General features: G+C 67.4%; 15 protein-coding genes. All 15 read left to right on the top strand.

The features are described from left to right. Window positions 1-7: 7 nt before the first annotated feature. Complete coding sequence (gmd, locus tag FFS09_RS29115) at window positions 8-1,159, top strand: GDP-mannose 4,6-dehydratase (protein ID WP_137922400.1); 1,152 nt, start codon at window positions 8-10, stop codon at window positions 1,157-1,159. A gap of 17 nt (window positions 1,160-1,176) precedes the next feature. Beyond that, window positions 1,177-2,499: a lipopolysaccharide biosynthesis protein gene (locus FFS09_RS30810; RefSeq protein WP_171020261.1), complete on the top strand. Its 1,323-nt coding sequence runs from the start codon at window positions 1,177-1,179 to the stop codon at window positions 2,497-2,499. Further along, window positions 2,496-4,094, top strand: coding sequence for a GMC oxidoreductase (locus FFS09_RS29120; RefSeq protein WP_171020262.1), 1,599 nt, complete (start codon window positions 2,496-2,498; stop codon window positions 4,092-4,094). Before FFS09_RS30810 ends, FFS09_RS29120 begins: the two co-directional genes overlap by 4 nt. Continuing rightward, window positions 4,091-5,050, top strand: coding sequence for an aldo/keto reductase (locus tag FFS09_RS29125; protein ID WP_137922402.1), 960 nt, complete (start codon window positions 4,091-4,093; stop codon window positions 5,048-5,050). Before FFS09_RS29120 ends, FFS09_RS29125 begins: the two co-directional genes overlap by 4 nt. Beyond that, window positions 5,038-6,324 carry an O-antigen ligase family protein gene (locus tag FFS09_RS29130; RefSeq protein ID WP_137922403.1) on the top strand — a complete coding sequence of 429 codons (1,287 nt, stop codon included), beginning with the start codon at window positions 5,038-5,040 and terminating at the stop codon, window positions 6,322-6,324. The genes FFS09_RS29125 and FFS09_RS29130 overlap by 13 nt, the downstream gene beginning before the upstream one ends. Window positions 6,325-6,360: 36 nt before the next feature. Continuing rightward, window positions 6,361-7,347, top strand: coding sequence for an acyltransferase family protein (locus FFS09_RS29135; protein ID WP_137922404.1), 987 nt, complete (start codon window positions 6,361-6,363; stop codon window positions 7,345-7,347). Between the two features lie 24 nt (window positions 7,348-7,371). Then, entirely contained in the window at window positions 7,372-8,502 is a 1,131-nt protein-coding gene (locus FFS09_RS29140) for a glycosyltransferase (protein WP_137922405.1), read from the top strand. Beyond that, a complete protein-coding gene (locus tag FFS09_RS29145; RefSeq protein ID WP_137922406.1) occupies window positions 8,499-9,647 on the top strand; it encodes a polysaccharide pyruvyl transferase family protein in 1,149 nt (382 codons plus the stop codon). Before FFS09_RS29140 ends, FFS09_RS29145 begins: the two co-directional genes overlap by 4 nt. 8 nt (window positions 9,648-9,655) lie before the next feature. After that, the gene (locus tag FFS09_RS29150) at window positions 9,656-10,252 is read left to right on the top strand and encodes an LbetaH domain-containing protein (protein ID WP_252374562.1); all 597 of its coding nucleotides are present in this window, start codon (window positions 9,656-9,658) and stop codon (window positions 10,250-10,252) included. Then, the gene (locus tag FFS09_RS29155; RefSeq protein WP_137922407.1) at window positions 10,245-11,201 is read left to right on the top strand and encodes a nitroreductase family protein; all 957 of its coding nucleotides are present in this window, start codon (window positions 10,245-10,247) and stop codon (window positions 11,199-11,201) included. The genes FFS09_RS29150 and FFS09_RS29155 overlap by 8 nt, the downstream gene beginning before the upstream one ends. 10 nt (window positions 11,202-11,211) lie before the next feature. After that, the gene (locus FFS09_RS29160; protein ID WP_137922408.1) at window positions 11,212-12,183 is read left to right on the top strand and encodes a glycosyltransferase family 2 protein; all 972 of its coding nucleotides are present in this window, start codon (window positions 11,212-11,214) and stop codon (window positions 12,181-12,183) included. 17 nt (window positions 12,184-12,200) lie between these two features. Next, the gene (locus FFS09_RS29165; protein ID WP_137922409.1) at window positions 12,201-13,130 is read left to right on the top strand and encodes a LamG domain-containing protein; all 930 of its coding nucleotides are present in this window, start codon (window positions 12,201-12,203) and stop codon (window positions 13,128-13,130) included. Then, window positions 13,127-14,410 (top strand): glycosyltransferase WbuB, encoded by a 1,284-nt coding sequence (locus FFS09_RS29170; RefSeq protein WP_137922410.1) that lies wholly within the window; start codon window positions 13,127-13,129, stop codon window positions 14,408-14,410. Before FFS09_RS29165 ends, FFS09_RS29170 begins: the two co-directional genes overlap by 4 nt. Next, window positions 14,407-15,186, top strand: coding sequence for a polysaccharide biosynthesis/export family protein (locus FFS09_RS29175; protein ID WP_137922411.1), 780 nt, complete (start codon window positions 14,407-14,409; stop codon window positions 15,184-15,186). The genes FFS09_RS29170 and FFS09_RS29175 overlap by 4 nt, the downstream gene beginning before the upstream one ends. A gap of 15 nt (window positions 15,187-15,201) precedes the next feature. Next, window positions 15,202-17,157: GumC family protein (locus FFS09_RS29180; RefSeq protein ID WP_137922412.1), on the top strand; the 1,956-nt coding region annotated here is incomplete at its 3' end.

Here is a 17,157-nt window from a genome sequence, read left to right on the forward strand (position 1 = left end):
CCGCACTATGACCACCAATCCGCCCACCCCCAACGCCCGACCCAAGGTCGCCCTCATCACCGGCATCACCGGGCAGGACGGTTCCTACCTCGCCGAATTGCTGCTCGACAAGGGCTACATCGTGCACGGCATCAAGCGCCGCAGCAGCCAGTTCAACACCCAGCGCGTGGACCACATCTACCAGGACCCGCACATCGACAACGCGCGCTTCCACCTGCACTACGGTGACCTGAGCGACACCAGCAACCTGATCCGCATCGTGCAGGAAACGCAGCCCGACGAGATCTACAACCTCGGTGCGCAAAGCCATGTGGCGGTGAGCTTCGAGAGCCCCGAGTACACCGCCGATGTGGACGGCATGGGCACGCTGCGCCTGCTCGAAGCCATCCGCATCCTCGGGCTGGAGAAGAAGACCCGCTTCTACCAGGCCAGCACCTCCGAGCTGTATGGCCTGGTGCAGGAGATTCCGCAGAAGGAAAGCACACCGTTCTACCCGCGCAGCCCCTACGCCGTGGCCAAGCTCTATGCGTACTGGATCGTGGTGAACTACCGCGAGGCCTACGGCATGTACGCCTGCAACGGCATCCTGTTCAACCACGAATCGCCGCGCCGTGGCGAAACCTTCGTCACCCGCAAGATCACGCGCGGCCTGTCCAACATCGCGCAGGGGCTGGAGAACTGCCTCTACATGGGCAACCTGGATTCGCTGCGCGACTGGGGCCACGCCAAGGACTATGTGCGCATGCAATGGATGATGCTGCAGCAGGCGCAACCCGAAGACTTCGTCATCGCCACCGGCGTGCAGTACAGCGTGCGCCAGTTCATCGAGATGAGCGCTAAGGAGCTGGGCATCACGCTGCGCTTTGAAGGCGAGGGCGTGAACGAACGCGCCATCGTTCAAGCCGTCGAGGGCGACAAGGCCCCCGCGCTCAAGCCGGGCCAGGTGGTCGTGAAGGTGGACCCGCGCTACTTCCGCCCCACCGAAGTGGAAACCCTGCTGGGCGACCCCGCCAAAGCCAAGGCCAGGCTGGGCTGGGTGCCGCAGATCGCGCTGCAGGATATGGTGAGCGAGATGGTGGTCTCCGACCTGGCCGACGCGCAGCGCCACGCCCTGCTCAAGCACCACGGTTACGACATCGCGGTGACCAGCGAACACTGAATACCGCCCTGACTGCCATGTCCGTCTCACACCCCTTGCCCACGCCCGCCCCCGGTCGCTCGTCCGTCGCCCGGCGCATCGCTTCGGGCGCGGGCGCCTACGGCTATGCGCAGGCGGTCAGCATCGGCACGCAACTGGTGTCGCTGCCGCTGTTCCTGTACCACTGGGACATGGTCACGTACGGTTATTGGCTCGCGCTGACGGCGCTGCCGTTCTACCTGTCGCTGGCCGACGCCGGCATCTCCACCGCATCGAGCAACCAGATGATCGGCCTGATCGCGCAGGGCCAGAAGCAACGTGCCGCCGAGGTGTTCCAGAGCGCCGTGGCATTTCTGTCGTGCGTCTCGCTGCTGGTGCTGTGCGTGGTCGGCGTCACCTTGTGGCTGCTGCCCACCACCGCGCTGCAAGCCCCGCACTGGAAAGCGGTGCTCATGCTGCTGTCCATCAGCGTGGTGCTCGGGCTGTTCTGCAGCCTGGCCGAAGTGGTTTACAAGGCCACCGGCGGCTACGCAGCCGGCACCTACCTGGTCACCACCGGCCGCCTGGTCGAATGGGCCGGCGGCCTGACGGGTCTGGTGCTCACGAAAACCTTCATCGGTGTCGCCACCTCGGCGCTGCTGGCGCGCCTGGGCTACACGCTGCTGAGCATCTGGCTGAGCCAGCGGCGCACCGACTTCTTGCGCTGGGGCGTGAGGAGCGCGAGCATGGCCGACGTCCAGCACGCGGCCAAACCCGGCATGCTGTTCCTCTCGCTCTCGCTGACCAACGCGCTGAGCCTGCAAGGCTTCACCTTGCTGGTAGCGGCCACGCTGGGGCCCGCCGCCACCGCCGTGTTCAACACCTACCGCACCGTCGCGCGCATCGTGGTGCAGATCACCAACGCCCTGAGCAATCCGCTCTGGCCGGAGCTCACCGCGCTCAAGGGACAGCAGGACGACAGCGCCTTCTGGAAGCTGTACCGCAGGGCCAACCGCCTGGGCCTGCTCATCGCCACCGCGGGCGCGCTGCTGGTGTACCTGGTGGCGCCCTACCTGCTGGACGTCTGGACCCACGGCCACATTCCCTTCACCGCCACCAGCATGGCGCTGTTCCTTCTGTATGCCGCCGTGTGTTCGGCCACCCAGGTCCCACGCGTCGTGCTCATGTCCATCAACCGCCACGCCGGTCTGGCCTGGCAGAGCCTGGTGGCCGCCGTGGTCGCGCTCGGCGTAGCCTGGCTGGCCTGGCGCATTGCCGGCATGGCGGGCGTGGTCGGTGCCATGTTGCTGGGCGAGGCATTGGTCTGGCTCACCGCCACGCGCGCCGTGCGCCGTCTGCACAGCACGAGGGCCGTCGCATGATCATCGACCTGAACCACACCGCGCCACCGGACACGGTGCACGACGTCGTCATCGTCGGTGGTGGCACCGTGGCCCTGTTGCTGGCCGTGCTGCTGGAGCGCCAGGGCCAGCGCGTGCTGGTGCTGGAAAGCGGCGGCGGCAGTTTCGAAACGCCGGCACAGGAACTCAACGACGCCACCGTCATCGGCCGTGCCCACACCGGCATTTCCATTGCCCGGGGGCGCGCCCTGGGCGGCACGTCCAACCTCTGGGGGGGCCAGCTCACGCTGTTCGTGCCCTCCGACTTCGAAGCCCGCGCGGGCGTGTCGGACGCGCCCTGGCCCATCACCTTTGAGGAGCTGCTGCCCTGGTACGAGGCCGTGGCGCAGGAACTGCGCCTGGCCGATGCGCTCGACGAGCACACGCCCCAGGCGCGCAAACTCTTCGGCGACACGTACCCCGACATTCCCGGGTTCACCCTGTTCCTCACGCGCTGGCTCAAGGAGCCGGCCATGGCGCGGTACTTCAACGAACGCCTGCAGAACGCAGCGAACCTCACCGTGTTGCTGCATGCGCACGTGACGGGCCTGGACCTGTCGGCCGATGGCGAACACGTCACCGCGGTGCGCGTGGCACGGCCCGACGGCACGCCGGTCGCCCTGCGCGGCGAGCGCTTCGTGCTCGCCAACGGGACGATCGAAATCGCGCGCCTGCTGCTCGCCAGCGCGGCCGAACAACCCCAAGCCCCCTGGGCGGGCAACCCGTGGGTGGGCGCGGGCTTCCAGGACCACCTCGAAATGCGCGGTGGCCGCGTGCACCTGCTGGACAAGCCCCGCTTCCTGCGCACCTTCCAGAACATCGTGCTGGCGGGCCACAAGTACCAACCCAAACTGCGGTTGAACATGGACAGCGGCGGCAGCGCCACGCTGGCCCACCCGGCGCTCAACGTCACCGGCTACTTCGCATTCGAGTCCAGCATCACCGAACACCTGCAGCACCTGAAGGTGATGGCCAAGTCGCTGCTGCGCGGCGGGCTGCCACGGCAGGGTCTGGGCGACATGCTGCGCCACGTCCGCGGCATGGGCAGCGCCTGGCTGCCAATGATCGTCCAGTACCTGCGGCACCACCGCATCTACAACCCGGCCGACCGCGGCGTCTGGCTGGTCATGCACACCGAGCAGGTGCCGCGCGACGACAGCCGCATCACCCTCGACCCGCACCGCACAGACCGCTTCGGCATGCCGTTGGCCGTGCTCGACTGGCGCATTGGCGGGAAGCCCGAGCTGCACGCGATGGCGGCCTTCGTGCGCCGCGTCGGCGACAGCCTGCAAGCCGCCGGCCTCGCGCGCGTGGAGATCGACGCGCTGCTCGACGGCGAAGACGCTCAGGCGCTGGAGCAGGCCACCGACACCTACCACCAGTGCGGCGGCGCGCGCATGGGCCACCACGCGGGCGACGGCGTGGTCGACCGCGACCTGCGCGTGTTCGGCACCCGCAACCTGTACGTGGCCGGCGCCGCGGTGTTTCGCACGTCGAGCTACGCCAACCCGACGTTCACCGCGATGGCGCTCACCGCCCGGCTGGCCGAGCGCTTGCGCCAGGAGGCCACGACATGAACACCTTCACCATGGACATGCCCACCCCCGATCTGCTCACGCAGCGTCTCGGTTTTGGCTGCGGCCGCCTCAAGGGTGGTGGTGACAAGGCCACCTCGCTGCGCCTCATCCACGCCGCGCTGGACTTGGGGCTCCGTTACTTCGACACAGCGCCGCCGTATGGCCTCGGCTCGTCCGAATCCGTGCTGGGCGATGCGCTCAAAGGCCGGCAGGAGAATGTGCTGGTCGCCACCAAGGTCGGCATCGCACGCCCCGCTTCGCCCGGCCTGCTGCAGAAAGCAAGGGCCGTGGTCAAACCGTTGGCGAGCTGGGTGCCCGGCTTGCGCCAGGCGGTGCTCAAGGGCATGGCGCGGCGCGCGCCGCCCGGCAACTTCGACGCCGAATTCGTCGCCCAGTCGTTCGAGAGCAGCCTGCAGCAACTGCAACGCGATCGCGTGGACCTCCTGCTGCTGCACGAAGCCCGCAGCCAGGACCAGCTCGCGCCCCTGCAGGCGCTGTTCGAGCGCTACGTCGCCAAGGGCCAACTCGGCGCCTATGGCAGTTCCACCGGCGAACCCCTGTACCAGCTCGTGCGTTTCGGCTCGGTGTTGCAGTACCGCTGTCCGCCACCGGACGCCATGTGGACCACGGTCGACCCGTCCGATGTCTTGCACGGCGCCTTGCGCTTCACGGCGCCCGCCGTCCAGCAGGCGATGGCGCGCGACCGCCGCCTCACCGACCAGCTGGCCAGCCTGCTGCCACGCGGCACAGCGCCGGCCACCGCGAGTGGCTCGCTGGCGCTGGCCTATGCGCTGGCCCGGTTCAACAGCCGCCTGCTCCTGTCGACCAACGAGCCGCGCCGTCTGGTCACCACGGTCGAGCAGCTGCAGCACATCACGGCCTCGCCCGACTGGCGGCCCGCGATGCAGAACCTCCACACGGCCTTCGCTCCTGCGGGTGTCCCATGCGCACACTGAACACGCAGCTGTCGCGCTGGCTGCTCGGCGCGTCGATCTACCTGACGGGCTGGTACTACGAAGGCCCGGCGCTGCAGGCCGCTCAGATGGGCGCCATCAGCCTGTTGCTGATGGCCGCCTTCTTCTCCCTGCTCTCCGGCGACACCCTGCGCATCCGCCCCAGCCTCGTCGAGTGGATCTTCGGCACCGCCTTCCTGTTCGCCATGCTGGTGGCCTGGTTCACCGGCAATGTGCTTTCCACCATGTACGGCGCCATGCTGCTGCTGGTGCTGGTGGGCATGTCACTCCTGGTGCGGCACCGCACGGCGAGCGAGCTCATCGTCGTGTTCCGTTGGGCCTATGTGGCGCTCGTGGCCTCGGTGGCCCTGCTCGAACACCAGGACCTGCTCGCCTCGCTCACGGGCAGCGTGGAGTATGGCCTCGGGCTGGTGCGCTACCAGCCCCTGGGCATGCACCCCAACCTGAGCGGTCTCGTGTACGGCGGTGGCGCACTGCTGTTCTTCCAGCGCTTCCTGGCCGCGCCCCGCAACCACCAGAAGGCCTTTGCGCTGGCCATGGTGGGGCTGTGCCTGTGCGTGCTGCTGGCCGCTTCGGCGCGCGCGGGCATGCTGGCGCTGGCCGTCTCTGGCGGCACCGGCTTCATCCTGATCGCCTTGCGCGGCTCGGCCCGCTCGCGCATCAGCCTGGTGCTGGCGGTGATCGCCGCGCTGGCGTTTGTGCTCTTCAAGTGGGCGAACATCAAGGAGTACCTGACGCTCATCCTCGACCTGGAGTCGCCCACGCGCGGCGTGGATTCCGGCGCAACCGGGCGCACCGACATCTGGCGCGCGGGCATCGAACTCATCTTCGCCGACGGCGTTCGGATGCTCACCGGCACCGGCATCCGTTCGGCGCTGCCCGAACTCATCGGCTTCCCGGTGGAGAGTTCCTACATCAACACCGCCCTGGAGCACGGGCTGGTGTTCGGCTCGCTGATCGTGCTGGCCTTCGCGGCAACCGCCTGCCGCGCACTCAAGCACGGCCTGCGCCCGGGCCATCCGCACTACCAGTTGTTCCTGGCCGGGCTGATGGTGGTCTTCATCCTCGCACAGTCCATCTTCAACCGCTACCTGATCGGTGTGGGCAATCCGTATTCGCTCTGGATCTTCGTGCTGGTGCTGCAGCTCAACCTGCGCCCCATCGCCGTCCACCGGACCGCACAGACCCAGCGCCCCGCGTTCCGTCAACGAACCCCAGGTCCGTTGTCGTCCGGTCGCGAGACCTTTTCCCACTGACGCCACCCCGTCAGGCCACCAGGATCGGATCTTGAAATGACACACAAACAAACCGACACCACGCTGATGTTGTTCATGGCCACGTGCCTGATCACCTTGTCGCACCTGGACGCCTTCGTGCCGGACCCGCGCATCGCCACCGGCGGTGCCATCGGCAACGCGCTGTTCTTCTTTCTCTCCGGCTTCGGGCTGAGCATGAGCCTGAACGCCGGCGAGTCGGGCGGCTCCGCGCCGTCGCTGCTGGCGTATCTGCGCAAACGCGTGCTGCGCCTGTACCCGGCGGCCATCCTGGTGGCTTGCGTGATGCTCGCCGTCGGCATGATCGGCATCACCAGCCCAACCGACCTGGTGAAGACCTTCGTCTGGCCCACACCGTTCTGGTTCATCTCGGCGGTGATGGCGTTCTACGTGCCGATCTTCTATCTGGCCCGCCTGCAGCCCCGCGGCATCGCCATGGCCATGGGCTTGCTGCTGATCCCCTACGTCTTCTTCTACAGCCAGCTCGACCTGAGCCGCTTCGTCGTCGAAGGCGACGACTACTTCAAGTGGATCAACTACTTCGGCATCACCCTCATGGGCTGCCTGGTCGCGCGCCTGCGGCTCACGCCCCGGGTGAGTCTGGCGGCCATCGCGGGCCTGATGCTGTCGCTCCTGGCGTTCCTGGTCGCCAAGCTCACCGTGTTCCGCCTCGACATGGGCCACCTGCAGTTCGTCTTCCACGTCCTGCTCTACCCCATCATCTTCTTCAGCTACCAGGTGATGGCGGCCGAAGCGGTGGTCCGGCCCCTGCGCGCCACGCCCTTCTTCCCCGCCATCGCGCTGCTGGCCGGGCTGACGCTGGAGATCTATCTCACGCAGACCGCGTGGATCCACTGGCTGGAAGCGCAGAACTACCCCTACGGCTACGCCGTTCTTCTGCCACTGGCCCTGCTGCCGCTGGTGGTGTTTTCCGTCTTCACGCAATGGCTCTCCAACCGCATGGTCAACGGCGTCTCGCGCCTGCTGCCACCCGTGCCGGTCTGATGCCTGCCCAACCGGACCACTGACATGACCTACGTCTTCTGGCACTCCTACCTGATGTTCCACCAGGCCCCGTATATCCGCGCCCTGGCCGAGGTGCCCGGCCACACCGTGCACTGGTGCGTGAGCGAGGCCCTGCCCGCGTACTACCGCGAACGCGGCTACCCCGTGCCCGACACCGGCCCGGTGCAGGTGCACGTCGCGCCCACGGCCGCCGAGGCCGCCGAGCTGGCCACGCTGCCTGGTTCGGTACAGGTGTTCTTCGGCCTGCGCGGTTTCGCCTTGCCGCTGGCCGCCTTCCAGGCCAGCCTGGGCGCGCCGGTGCACCGCTTCCTGATGACGGAGAACCGCTACGAGCCGGGCGCGCGCCTGCTGCCGCGCTGGCTCGCCTACACCTGGGACGCGCTGCGCTACCGGCAGCACCTGAGCGGTGTGTTCTGCATCGGCCATTCCGGCCGCTACGGCGGCGCGCGCTTCTTCTCGGCCTGCGGCTACCCCTCGCGGCGCATCGCGCCCTTCCTGCACGTGGTGGACCCCGCGCCAGAACCACGCAAGCCCACGCAACGCGATCACCCGCAGATCCTCTACGTCGGCCAGTTGATCCCGCGCAAGCGCGTCGATCTGCTGCTGACGGCATTCAGCCAGTTCGGCCAGCCCACGGCCCGCCTGCGCATCATCGGCAAGGGCGAAGAAGAGCAGAACCTGCGGCAGCTCGCCCAGCAGCTCGGCGTCGCCGATCGGGTGCGCTTCTCGCCCGGCATGCCCAATGCCGAGACCGTCGCGGCCATGGCCGATGCCGACGTGCTGGTGCTGCCGAGCCGCTTCGACGGCTGGGGCGCGGTGGTCAACGAGGCGCTGATGGTCGGCACACCCGTGATCTGCAGCGACCGCTGCGGCGCCAGCGACCTGATCGAGGACGGGCGCAACGGCTACGTGTTCGAGGCCGGCAGCGCCAACGCCTTGCGCGCCTGCCTGCAGAGCTTCTTCCAATACGTCAGCACCGACCGCACGGCGCTGGCGGCCACGGAATCCGCCCGCCTGAACGGCGCCGCGGTGGCCGCGCGCTTCCAGCACAACGTCACGCGGTTGCTGGCACCCCGTGAGGTCGCCCGCCAGCCCCACCCACCCACCACGGACGCAGGGATGTCCCCTCCATGAACGTCGGCATTCTCACCTTCCATTTCAGCGACAACTACGGTGCCGCGCTGCAGGCCTATGCCTTGCGCCGCTGGCTCACCGAGCAAGGCCACCGCGCCGGCTTCATCGACTACCGGCCCGCGCACATCGAACACGGCGGCCAGCTCAGCCTGCCCACCTCGCCGGCCAAGCTCAAGGCCAACCTGAAGGTCGTGTACCTGGCGGTGTCTTCGTTCCTCCATGAGCACTTCGGCCATCGCGGCCAGAAGGACAAGTTCGTGCGCTTTCGCGAGCATTTCCTGGGCGTGCAGCGCGATGCCACCACCACCAGCAACGGCGCCTCGCTCGCCGCCGCGCAGGCCTTCGACCTGATCGTCGCGGGCAGCGACCAGATCTGGAGCCCGTCCCAGCACCACGGTTTTGATGCGAACTACTTCCTGGCTTTCGCCCAGCCGTTCAAGGCTCGAAAGATCTCGTATGCCGCCAGCTTCGGCCGAGACCAGGTGTCGCCGTCGCATGCCGCGCAGCTGCCCCAATTGCTGTACCACTTCGACGCGATCTCGGTGCGCGAGGCCTCGGGTGTCGCACTGGTCGAGAAGGCCATCGGGCACAAGCCGGCCAACGTGCCCGACCCGACGCTGCTGCTCAGCGACTACGCCGAACTGACCAGCCGCGCGCCGTCCGAGCATCGCGAGCCCTACGTCTTCTGCTATGGGCTGCGCTCGCCCGACAACATCCGCCAGACCGCCGATCTCGTGTCGACGCAACTGGACTGCCCGATCCTCTCGCCGCACAACCCGCACCGGCGCTGGCTCGAGATCGGCCAGACGGTGTATCCCGATCCCGGCGAATGGGTGGCTCTGGTGAAGGACGCCAGCTTCGTCGTGACCAACTCCTTCCACGGCACCGTGTTCGCGCTGCTGTTCAAAAAGCCCTTCATCGTGGCCGGGCTGACCGGCGACAAAGCGAGCGCCAACGCGCGCGCCCTCAACCTGCTGCGCGCGGTCGGTCTGGAGCACCGTTTCGCACCGTCCTTCTCGGCACCGCACACGCAGGCGCTGATGGCCCAGGCCATCGACTGGGCTGCCGTGGACCAGCGACTGCTCGAACTGCGAGAGGCCGGCGGCGCGTTTCTGCGCACGCAACTCCAGGCGGTCATCAAATGAGCGATTTCATGTCCGACTCCATGCGCGATTCGCTGAGCGATCCCATCAGCGATTTCCGTTCGCTGAAGTACCGCAACCGGTTCAGCAACGTGGCCAAGCTGCGGCGGTTCGTGTGGGAGGTGGTCTGGCTATTGGCCTTCCGGCCTACCCCGCGCTGGGCGCTGCACGGCTGGCGGCGCCTGTTGCTGCGCGCGTTCGGGGCCCGCATCGGCGCGGGCTGCCGCATTGCGCCATCGTGCCGCATCTGGGCGCCGTGGAACCTCGTCATGGGCGAGTATTCGGCGCTGGGCGACAACGTGGACTGCTACAGCATGGACCGCATCACCATCGGTTCCAAGGTCGCCGTCAGCCAGCGCTCGTTCCTGTGTGCCGGTTCGCACGACGTGCGTTCCCTGTCGCGACCCTTGGTCACCGGCCCCATCGTGATCGAAGACCACGTGTGGATCGCGGCCGAGAGCATGGTCCATCCGAACGTAGTGATCCACGAAGGCACCGTGGTGGGCGCGCGCTCCATGGTGCTCAAGGACTTGCCGGCCTGGTCCGTTTGCGTGGGGAATCCGTGCCGAAAGATCCGGGACCGCGAGCTGAGGAACGGCCATGTTTAGCAAACTGAGCAAAGTGGTCGGCATCTTCAGCGAGGCGCTGCGCGACGCCCTGCTGTTCCTGCGCTTCAACTCGTACTCGCCGTTCGTGGACAAGTCCAAGCGCGCGTTTTACAAGATCATCATCGAGGCGCACACGATCGAGAAGGGCCTGTCCCTACCCGCACCGAAGCTGCTGTTCGGCCGGGACAAGATCCGTTTCGTCATGAACGCGCTGTCGCGCTACGACATCGCGCACTCGCCGGTGCCGGCCCACATGTCCCTGGGCGCGCTGGAGGCCTATGTGGCCTTCCACGCCCAGGCGGGCACGTCCGACCCCTTGCTCGACGAGATCGCGACCTACCTGAAAACCTGGGAAGCCAAGCTGCCCAAGCCCTGGATGGGTGGCACGCGGGACTACACGTTCGACACCCAGCCCCCGGGCACGCTGCAACAACTCATCGCCAGCCGATCGAGCATCCGCGCGCTGCGGCCCACGCCTATCCCCGGCGAGCAAATCGTCGAAGCGATCGCGCTCGCCCAGCAAGCGCCTTCCCAATGCAACCGGCAATCGTCCCGCGTGCACGTCTATCAGGACCCGGCGCGCATCCAGGAATTGCTGGCGCTGCAGGGCGGCTCGCGTGGCTTTGCGCCATCGGTGGGCAACCTGTTCGTGGTGAGTTCCGAGATCTGCGCCTGGGGTGGCCCAGGGCAACGCAACCAGGCCTATGTCGACGGCGCGCTGTTCGCGATGTGCCTGATGTTCGCCTGCCGCTCCATGGGCTGGGGCGCGTGCCCGCTCAACCTCGCCATCGACCACAAGACCGAAACCGCGATCCGCCGTGCGGGAGGCATCCCCGCGGGCGAGCGGCTGATCATGATGATCGCCTTTGGCGAACCCATCGCACCCCAGACCCGCGTGGCCTTCTCACCGAGAAGACCGGCCGCCGAGATCGCCACGCTGCACGCATGAGGAGAGTGCCATGAGCATCACCGCCATCATCCTGACCTACAACGAAGCCATCCACATCGAGCGCGCGATCCGCTCCATCCAGCCGTTCGCCGACCAGATCTGCGTGGTCGACTCCGGCTCCACCGACGACACCCGCGACATTGCCCGACAACTCGGGGCCGAGGTCCACACACACGCCTTCATCAACCAGGCCAGGCAGTTCCAGTGGGCGCTCGACACGCTCGACATCCGCGGCCCCTGGGTGCTGCGCCTGGACGCCGACGAAATCATCGAGCCCGATCTGGCCCACCGTATCGCCACCGAGCTGCCCGGGCTGCCCGCCGACGTGGTCGGCATCAACTTCAAGCGCAAACACATCTTCATGGACCGCTGGGTGCGCCACGGCGGGCGTTACCCGCTCGTGATGCTGCGCCTCTGGCGCCATGGACATGGTCGCATCGAGGACCGCTGGATGGACGAACACATGGTGGTCTGGGGCGGGCGCACCGTCACCTTCGAAGGGGGGTTCGCCGACCACAACCTGCACGACCTGGGCTACTTCACCGACAAGCACAACAAGTACGCCACGCGCGAAGCCATCGAGGTGCTCAACCAGCGCCTGCACCTGTTCGCGCGCGACGAGGCGCTCAACGCGCACAGCGCATCGGCCCAGGCCGCGTTCAAGCGCTGGGTGAAGGAACGCGTCTACAACCGCATTCCGTTCACGCTCAGCGCCGCCCTGTATTTCCTGTGGCGCTACATCTTCCAGCTCGGCTTTCTGGACGGCAGGAGCGGCCTGGTCTACCACTTCCTTCAGGGCTACTGGTACCGCTTTCTGGTCGGCGCCAAGGTTATGGAACTGGAGCGCGCCGTGGCCCACCTGGACGACAAAAACCTCATCTGCACCGAACTGAGCCGGTTGACCGGCCACCGGCTGGTGGCGCAGCCGGAAGCGGCGCCGGTCCCGAACGTCCAACCGCCCCCCCTGGCCACCCGCCTCTGAAGAGCGAAAGGAACCTCATGCGCACCACCACCTTCCTCCCCGTCTGGCTGCTGGCCAGCCTGTTCGTGTCGGCGCAAGCATCGGCGCAGAGCGACGGCGCATTGATCTGCCAAGACGCCTCGATACCGCCAGGCGCCAGCCAAGTGGGTGCGCTGCAGCCGCTGTTCCGCGATTGCCCGCGCGTCGAAGACGTCGACTTCACCGGCCGCGCCGATGCGCGCAAGTACTACGCCGGCTTCTATTCCCTCGGCGTGAAGAACCGCAGCATGTACGACACGGCCGAAGACGGCGTGGTGATCAAGCGCGGCGCTTTGCTGACCACCGTGAAGACCGACTCGACGCCGGGCGGCTTCCCCTTGCTCGCCGGCAACCGGCCGTTCTACATCGAAGCCCAGACCTCGATTTCGTCCATGCACCCGGACAACTTCCCGGCCATCTGGCTCATGCCGATCGAACACAACCTGCGCATGGAAGACGTGTACGAGGGCGACCCCAAGAGCTTCGAACGCTGGTTCGAACTCGACATCGACGAAGGCGGCTTCGGCCCCGGCGGCCACCACACCGCCATCTCGTGGTCCGGCATCTACCCCCAATACAAGAAGATCCAGAACCCCAACCCGACCTCGAAGGTGGCGCTGGACCGCACGCGGCCCAATGTGTTCGGCGTGTCCTACGACCCCGCCACGCTCACCGTGCGCTGGTGGGTCAATGGCCAGCAGGTGCTCGAAGCGACGCAACCCTACGTGCCCGAGATCGCGCGCCGGCAGAACTTCTACCTGATCGTCTCGGCGCAGAGCCGCAAGAACGTCAACGACTACCAGATGAAGTTCATGGGTGTGCGCGCCTTCGCGGGCGAGGCCACCGTGCAGAGAACCGGCAGAGGCCCGGCCGAGCCTGCCGCCAGGGCCAACGCCAACTCAAAGGCCCATGCAAAGGGGAAGCCGTGAAGATCCTCGTCTACGGCATCAACTTCGCGCCCGAACTCACCGGCATCGGCAAGTACACCGGTGAGATGGCGCGCTGGCTGGCCGAAGCGGGCCACGAGGTGCGCGCCATCACCGCACCGCCCTACTACCCGGCCTGGCAGGTGGGCGAGGGCCACAGCGCCCGCCGCTACCGGCGCGAGACCTGGCACGGTGTGCGCGTGTTCCGCACGCCGCTGTGGGTGCCGCACCAGCCGGGCGGCCTCAAGCGCCTGCTGCACCTGGGCAGCTTTGCGCTCAGCAGCCTGCCGGTGCTGATCGCCCAGTGGCGCTGGAAGCCCGATGTGGTGTGGGTGGTGGAGCCGCCCCTGATGTGCGCGCCCGCCGCCGTGGCCTTCGCAACGCTGCGCGGCGCGAAAAGCTGGCTCCACATCCAGGACTACGAGGTGGACGCCGCGTTCGACCTCGGCCTGATCCAGGGCAACACACTGCGCCGTTGGGTGGAGCGCGCCGAGCGCTGGCTGATGCGCCGCTTCGACCGCGTCTCCACCATCTCGGGCCGCATGGTGGAGCGCGCGCGCGGCAAGGGCGTGGAGGCCCAGCGTGTCGTGCACTTTCCCAACTGGGTCGACATCGGTGGCATCGCGCCGCTGGCCGCGCCCAGCCCCTACCGCGCCGAACTCGGGCTGGCGCCCGACGCCGTCGTGGCGCTGTACGCCGGCAACATGGGCAACAAGCAAGGCCTCGAAATCCTCGCCGACGTGGCCCGCCTGGTGCAGGACGACCCGCGCATCCAGCTCGTGCTGGGCGGCAACGGTTCCGGCAAGGCCGATCTGCAGGCGCGCTGCGCGGGCCTCTCCAACGTGCGCTTCCTCGACCTGCAACCGCTGGAGCGCCTGAGCGACTGGCTCGGTCTGGCCGACGTGCACCTGCTGCCGCAGCGCGCCGATGCGGCCGACCTGGTGATGCCTTCCAAGCTCACCGGCATGCTGGCCAGCGGCCGCGCGGTGCTGGCCACCGCGCGGCCGGACACCGAGCTGTGCCGCGTGGTCGAGCACGACGCGGCCTGCGGCGTGGTGGTGCCGCCCGAGAACCCCACCGCCATGGCCGAGGCCTTGCGCGCCTTGGCCGCCGACCCGGCGCGCCGCGCCACGCTGGGCGCCCACGGCCGGCGTTACGCCGAAGCCGAACTGAGCCAGGACGCGATCCTGCGCCGCTTCGAAGCACAACTGCAAGCCCTGGTGCCGGGCGACAGCGTGCTCCACGATCCACCGGCACCACAACAGCAAGGAGTGACACGATGAACCCCACACGCGCCAAGACACACCAGGATGGGATGCGGGCCGCGATCGGCGGCATCGGTGCCACCTGCGGCATCGGCCTGCTGGCCCTGGCAACGGCCCTGCCGCTGCAGGCGCAGACCCCCGACGCACAGCCCGGCGCCGTTGCACAGCCCGTCGTGGCACGCAGCGCGTCGAGTGCCGAGAGCATGGGAGCGCCGCTGACCGCACCGAACACCGCGAGCGCCGACTACAAGATCACCGCCAACGACCTGATGGAGTTCGACGTGTTCGGCGTGCCCGACATGAAACGCGACGTGCGCGTGAACGCCTCGGGTGAGATCGCGTTGCCCCTCATCGGCCAGGTGCCGGTGGCCGGGCTCACCGCCCAGGCGGCGGAAGACCGCATTGCCGCTAAATACAAGGAGAAGTACCTGCAGGACCCGCAGGTCTCGCTCTTCATCAAGGAATTCACCACGCAGCGCGTGGCCATCGAAGGCGCGGTGATTCGGCCCGGCATCTATCCGATGTCGGGGCAGCTCACGCTGCTGCGCGCGCTGGCCCTCTCCGGCGGCTTCGCGCCGTATGCCGACCTGCAGCAGATCGTGGTCTACCGCAACAACGCCGGCGGCGTGCGCGAGCAGACCACCTACGACCTCGACAAGGTCCGCGCGGGCACCGTGCCCGACCCTTCCATCCGATCCGACGACGTGATCGTCGTGCAGCGCAACGCCAAGCGCACGGCCCTGCGCGATTCGCTCTTCCGCGACGTGCTGGACACGCTCAACCCCTTCAAGTAACGAGGGAGCAACACCATGGCCTACAACCCATCACACCCCATGCCCGCAGCGCCCGGCCCGCGCGGCGGCCTGGCGCTGCAGCGCGACGGCGCCCTCTCCAATCAGATGCTGGTGCGCGACGAAGCCGTCATGCCCAGCGAAGACCGCATCGACCTCAAAGCCGTCTGGCGCGTCATCGCCAAATACAAATGGACTCTCGTTGGCGTCACCGCGCTGTGCACCGTCGGCGCGCTGGTGTACACCCTGCGCATCACGCCGCAATACCGCAGCAGCGTGATGCTGCAGATCGACCGCAACGCGCAGAAGGTGGTGGGCTTCAACACCGAAGTCGAGGTGGACGAAGGCCCGCTGGCCGATCAGCTGCAACTGCGCACGCAGATCGAACTGCTCAAGAGCCGCAGCCTGGCCGAGCGCGTGATCAAGGACATGGGCCTCTACAAGCCCGAAGCGTCCCCCACACCGGCCACCGACACGAACGCGGCGGCAGAGCAGGGCAGCGCCGACCCGGTGAAACAGATCTCGGGTTTCTTCGGCGCCCTGCTGGGCAACCTGCGCACGCTGTTCGGCCCCGCCCAGTCCGACCCCGCCACGCTCAGCCGCACCGGCACCGTGGCGCAGTTTTCCAAGTCGCTCAGCGTGGAGCCCGTTCGCAACTCGCGCCTGGTGCAGGTCAGCGTGCTCAACCCCGACCCCGAGCTCGCCGCGAACATCGCCAACAACGTGGCCAAGACCTTCATGGCCAGCAACATCGAGCGCAAACTCGAATCGTCCCTCTACGCGCGCCAGTTCCTGGAAGAGCAGATCCGCCAGACCAAGGCCAAACTGGAAGAGAGCGAGCGCGTGATCAACCAGTACGCGAAGAAGAACGAGATCCTGAACCTGGGCGACAAAGGCAGCGCCGCCACCCAGACCTTCGTGGACTTCTCCGCCGCGCTGGGCAAGGCGCAGCAAGACCGCATCCGCGCCGAGACGCTCTACAACCAGGTCAAGCTCAACCCCGAGAGCGCGCCGCAGGCGGTGACCAACGAAGCCATCCGTGCCTACAAGGAACAGCGCGCCAAGCTGGAAGCCGAGTACGCGAAGAACCAGGCCGTGTTCAAGCCCGACTACCCCGCCATGGTGCAGGCGCGCGCGCAGATCGCCGACCTGGAAGCGCGCATCAAGACCGAGGTGAACAACATCCTGAGCAGCATCCAGGCCCAGTACCTGGCCGCCAAGAAGACCGAAGACCAGATCCAGAGCAAGGTCGCCAGCAGCCGCAGCGAAGTGCTCACGGTGCAAGACCGCAGCGTCGACATGAACCTGCTCTCCCGCGAGCTCGACACCAACCGGCAGGTGTACGACAGCCTGCTGCAACGCCTGAAGGAAGTGAGCGTGACGGCCGGCATCACCGCCAACAACGTGAGCATCGTGGACCAGGCTTCGGTGCCGCTGTTCCCTGCTTCGCCCAACGTGAAGGCGAACCTCGGCCTGGGCGTGTTGCTCGGCATGTTCCTGGGCATGCTGGTCGCCCTGCTGCGCGAGCAGTTCGACGACTCGGTGAAGAGCGCCAGCGAAATCGAGAACCAGTACCAGCTGCCCTTGCTCGGCCTCATCCCGTTCACCAAACCCGAGAAACACCACAACGAACCCGTGGCCCTGCTCGCGCACCGCGAGCCGCGCGGCACCTTCGCCGAGTCCTACCGCTCCGCGCGCACCGCGCTGCAGTTCAGCACGGCCGATGGCGGACCCCAGCACTTCATGGTCACGAGCTGCGGCAAGAGCGAAGGCAAGACCACCACCGCGCTCGCCCTGGCGATCAACTTCGCCCAGCTCGGCCAGAAGGTGCTGCTGATCGACGCCGACATGCGCAAGGGCTGGATGCACAAAATGCTCAACCTGTCCAATGAACGTGGCCTGTCCACCGTGCTGAGCGGCCGCAGCGACCTGCGCGCGATCCAGGAAACCATCATCCCCCACCTGGCCGTGCTC

The sequence above is a fragment of the Hydrogenophaga sp. 2FB genome (assembly GCF_005503365.1).
Classification (GTDB): Bacteria; Pseudomonadota; Gammaproteobacteria; order Burkholderiales; family Burkholderiaceae_C; genus Hydrogenophaga.

Bases quoted from the DNA above. Each gene is read 5' to 3' on its own strand.
- FFS09_RS29125 (WP_137922402.1), top strand. From the start codon at position 4,091: ATGAACACCTTCACCATGGACATGCCCACCCCCGATCTGCTCACGCAG.
- FFS09_RS29175 (WP_137922411.1), top strand. From the start codon at position 14,407: ATGAACCCCACACGCGCCAAGACACACCAGGATGGGATGCGGGCCGCG.
- FFS09_RS29120 (WP_171020262.1), top strand. From the start codon at position 2,496: ATGATCATCGACCTGAACCACACCGCGCCACCGGACACGGTGCACGAC.
- FFS09_RS29165 (WP_137922409.1), top strand. From the start codon at position 12,201: ATGCGCACCACCACCTTCCTCCCCGTCTGGCTGCTGGCCAGCCTGTTC.
- FFS09_RS29140 (WP_137922405.1), top strand. From the start codon at position 7,372: ATGACCTACGTCTTCTGGCACTCCTACCTGATGTTCCACCAGGCCCCG.
- FFS09_RS29135 (WP_137922404.1), top strand. From the start codon at position 6,361: ATGACACACAAACAAACCGACACCACGCTGATGTTGTTCATGGCCACG.
- FFS09_RS29130 (WP_137922403.1), top strand. From the start codon at position 5,038: ATGCGCACACTGAACACGCAGCTGTCGCGCTGGCTGCTCGGCGCGTCG.
- gmd (WP_137922400.1), top strand. From the start codon at position 8: ATGACCACCAATCCGCCCACCCCCAACGCCCGACCCAAGGTCGCCCTC.
- FFS09_RS29150 (WP_252374562.1), top strand. From the start codon at position 9,656: ATGTCCGACTCCATGCGCGATTCGCTGAGCGATCCCATCAGCGATTTC.
- FFS09_RS29160 (WP_137922408.1), top strand. From the start codon at position 11,212: ATGAGCATCACCGCCATCATCCTGACCTACAACGAAGCCATCCACATC.
- FFS09_RS29145 (WP_137922406.1), top strand. From the start codon at position 8,499: ATGAACGTCGGCATTCTCACCTTCCATTTCAGCGACAACTACGGTGCC.
- FFS09_RS29155 (WP_137922407.1), top strand. From the start codon at position 10,245: ATGTTTAGCAAACTGAGCAAAGTGGTCGGCATCTTCAGCGAGGCGCTG.
- FFS09_RS30810 (WP_171020261.1), top strand. From the start codon at position 1,177: ATGTCCGTCTCACACCCCTTGCCCACGCCCGCCCCCGGTCGCTCGTCC.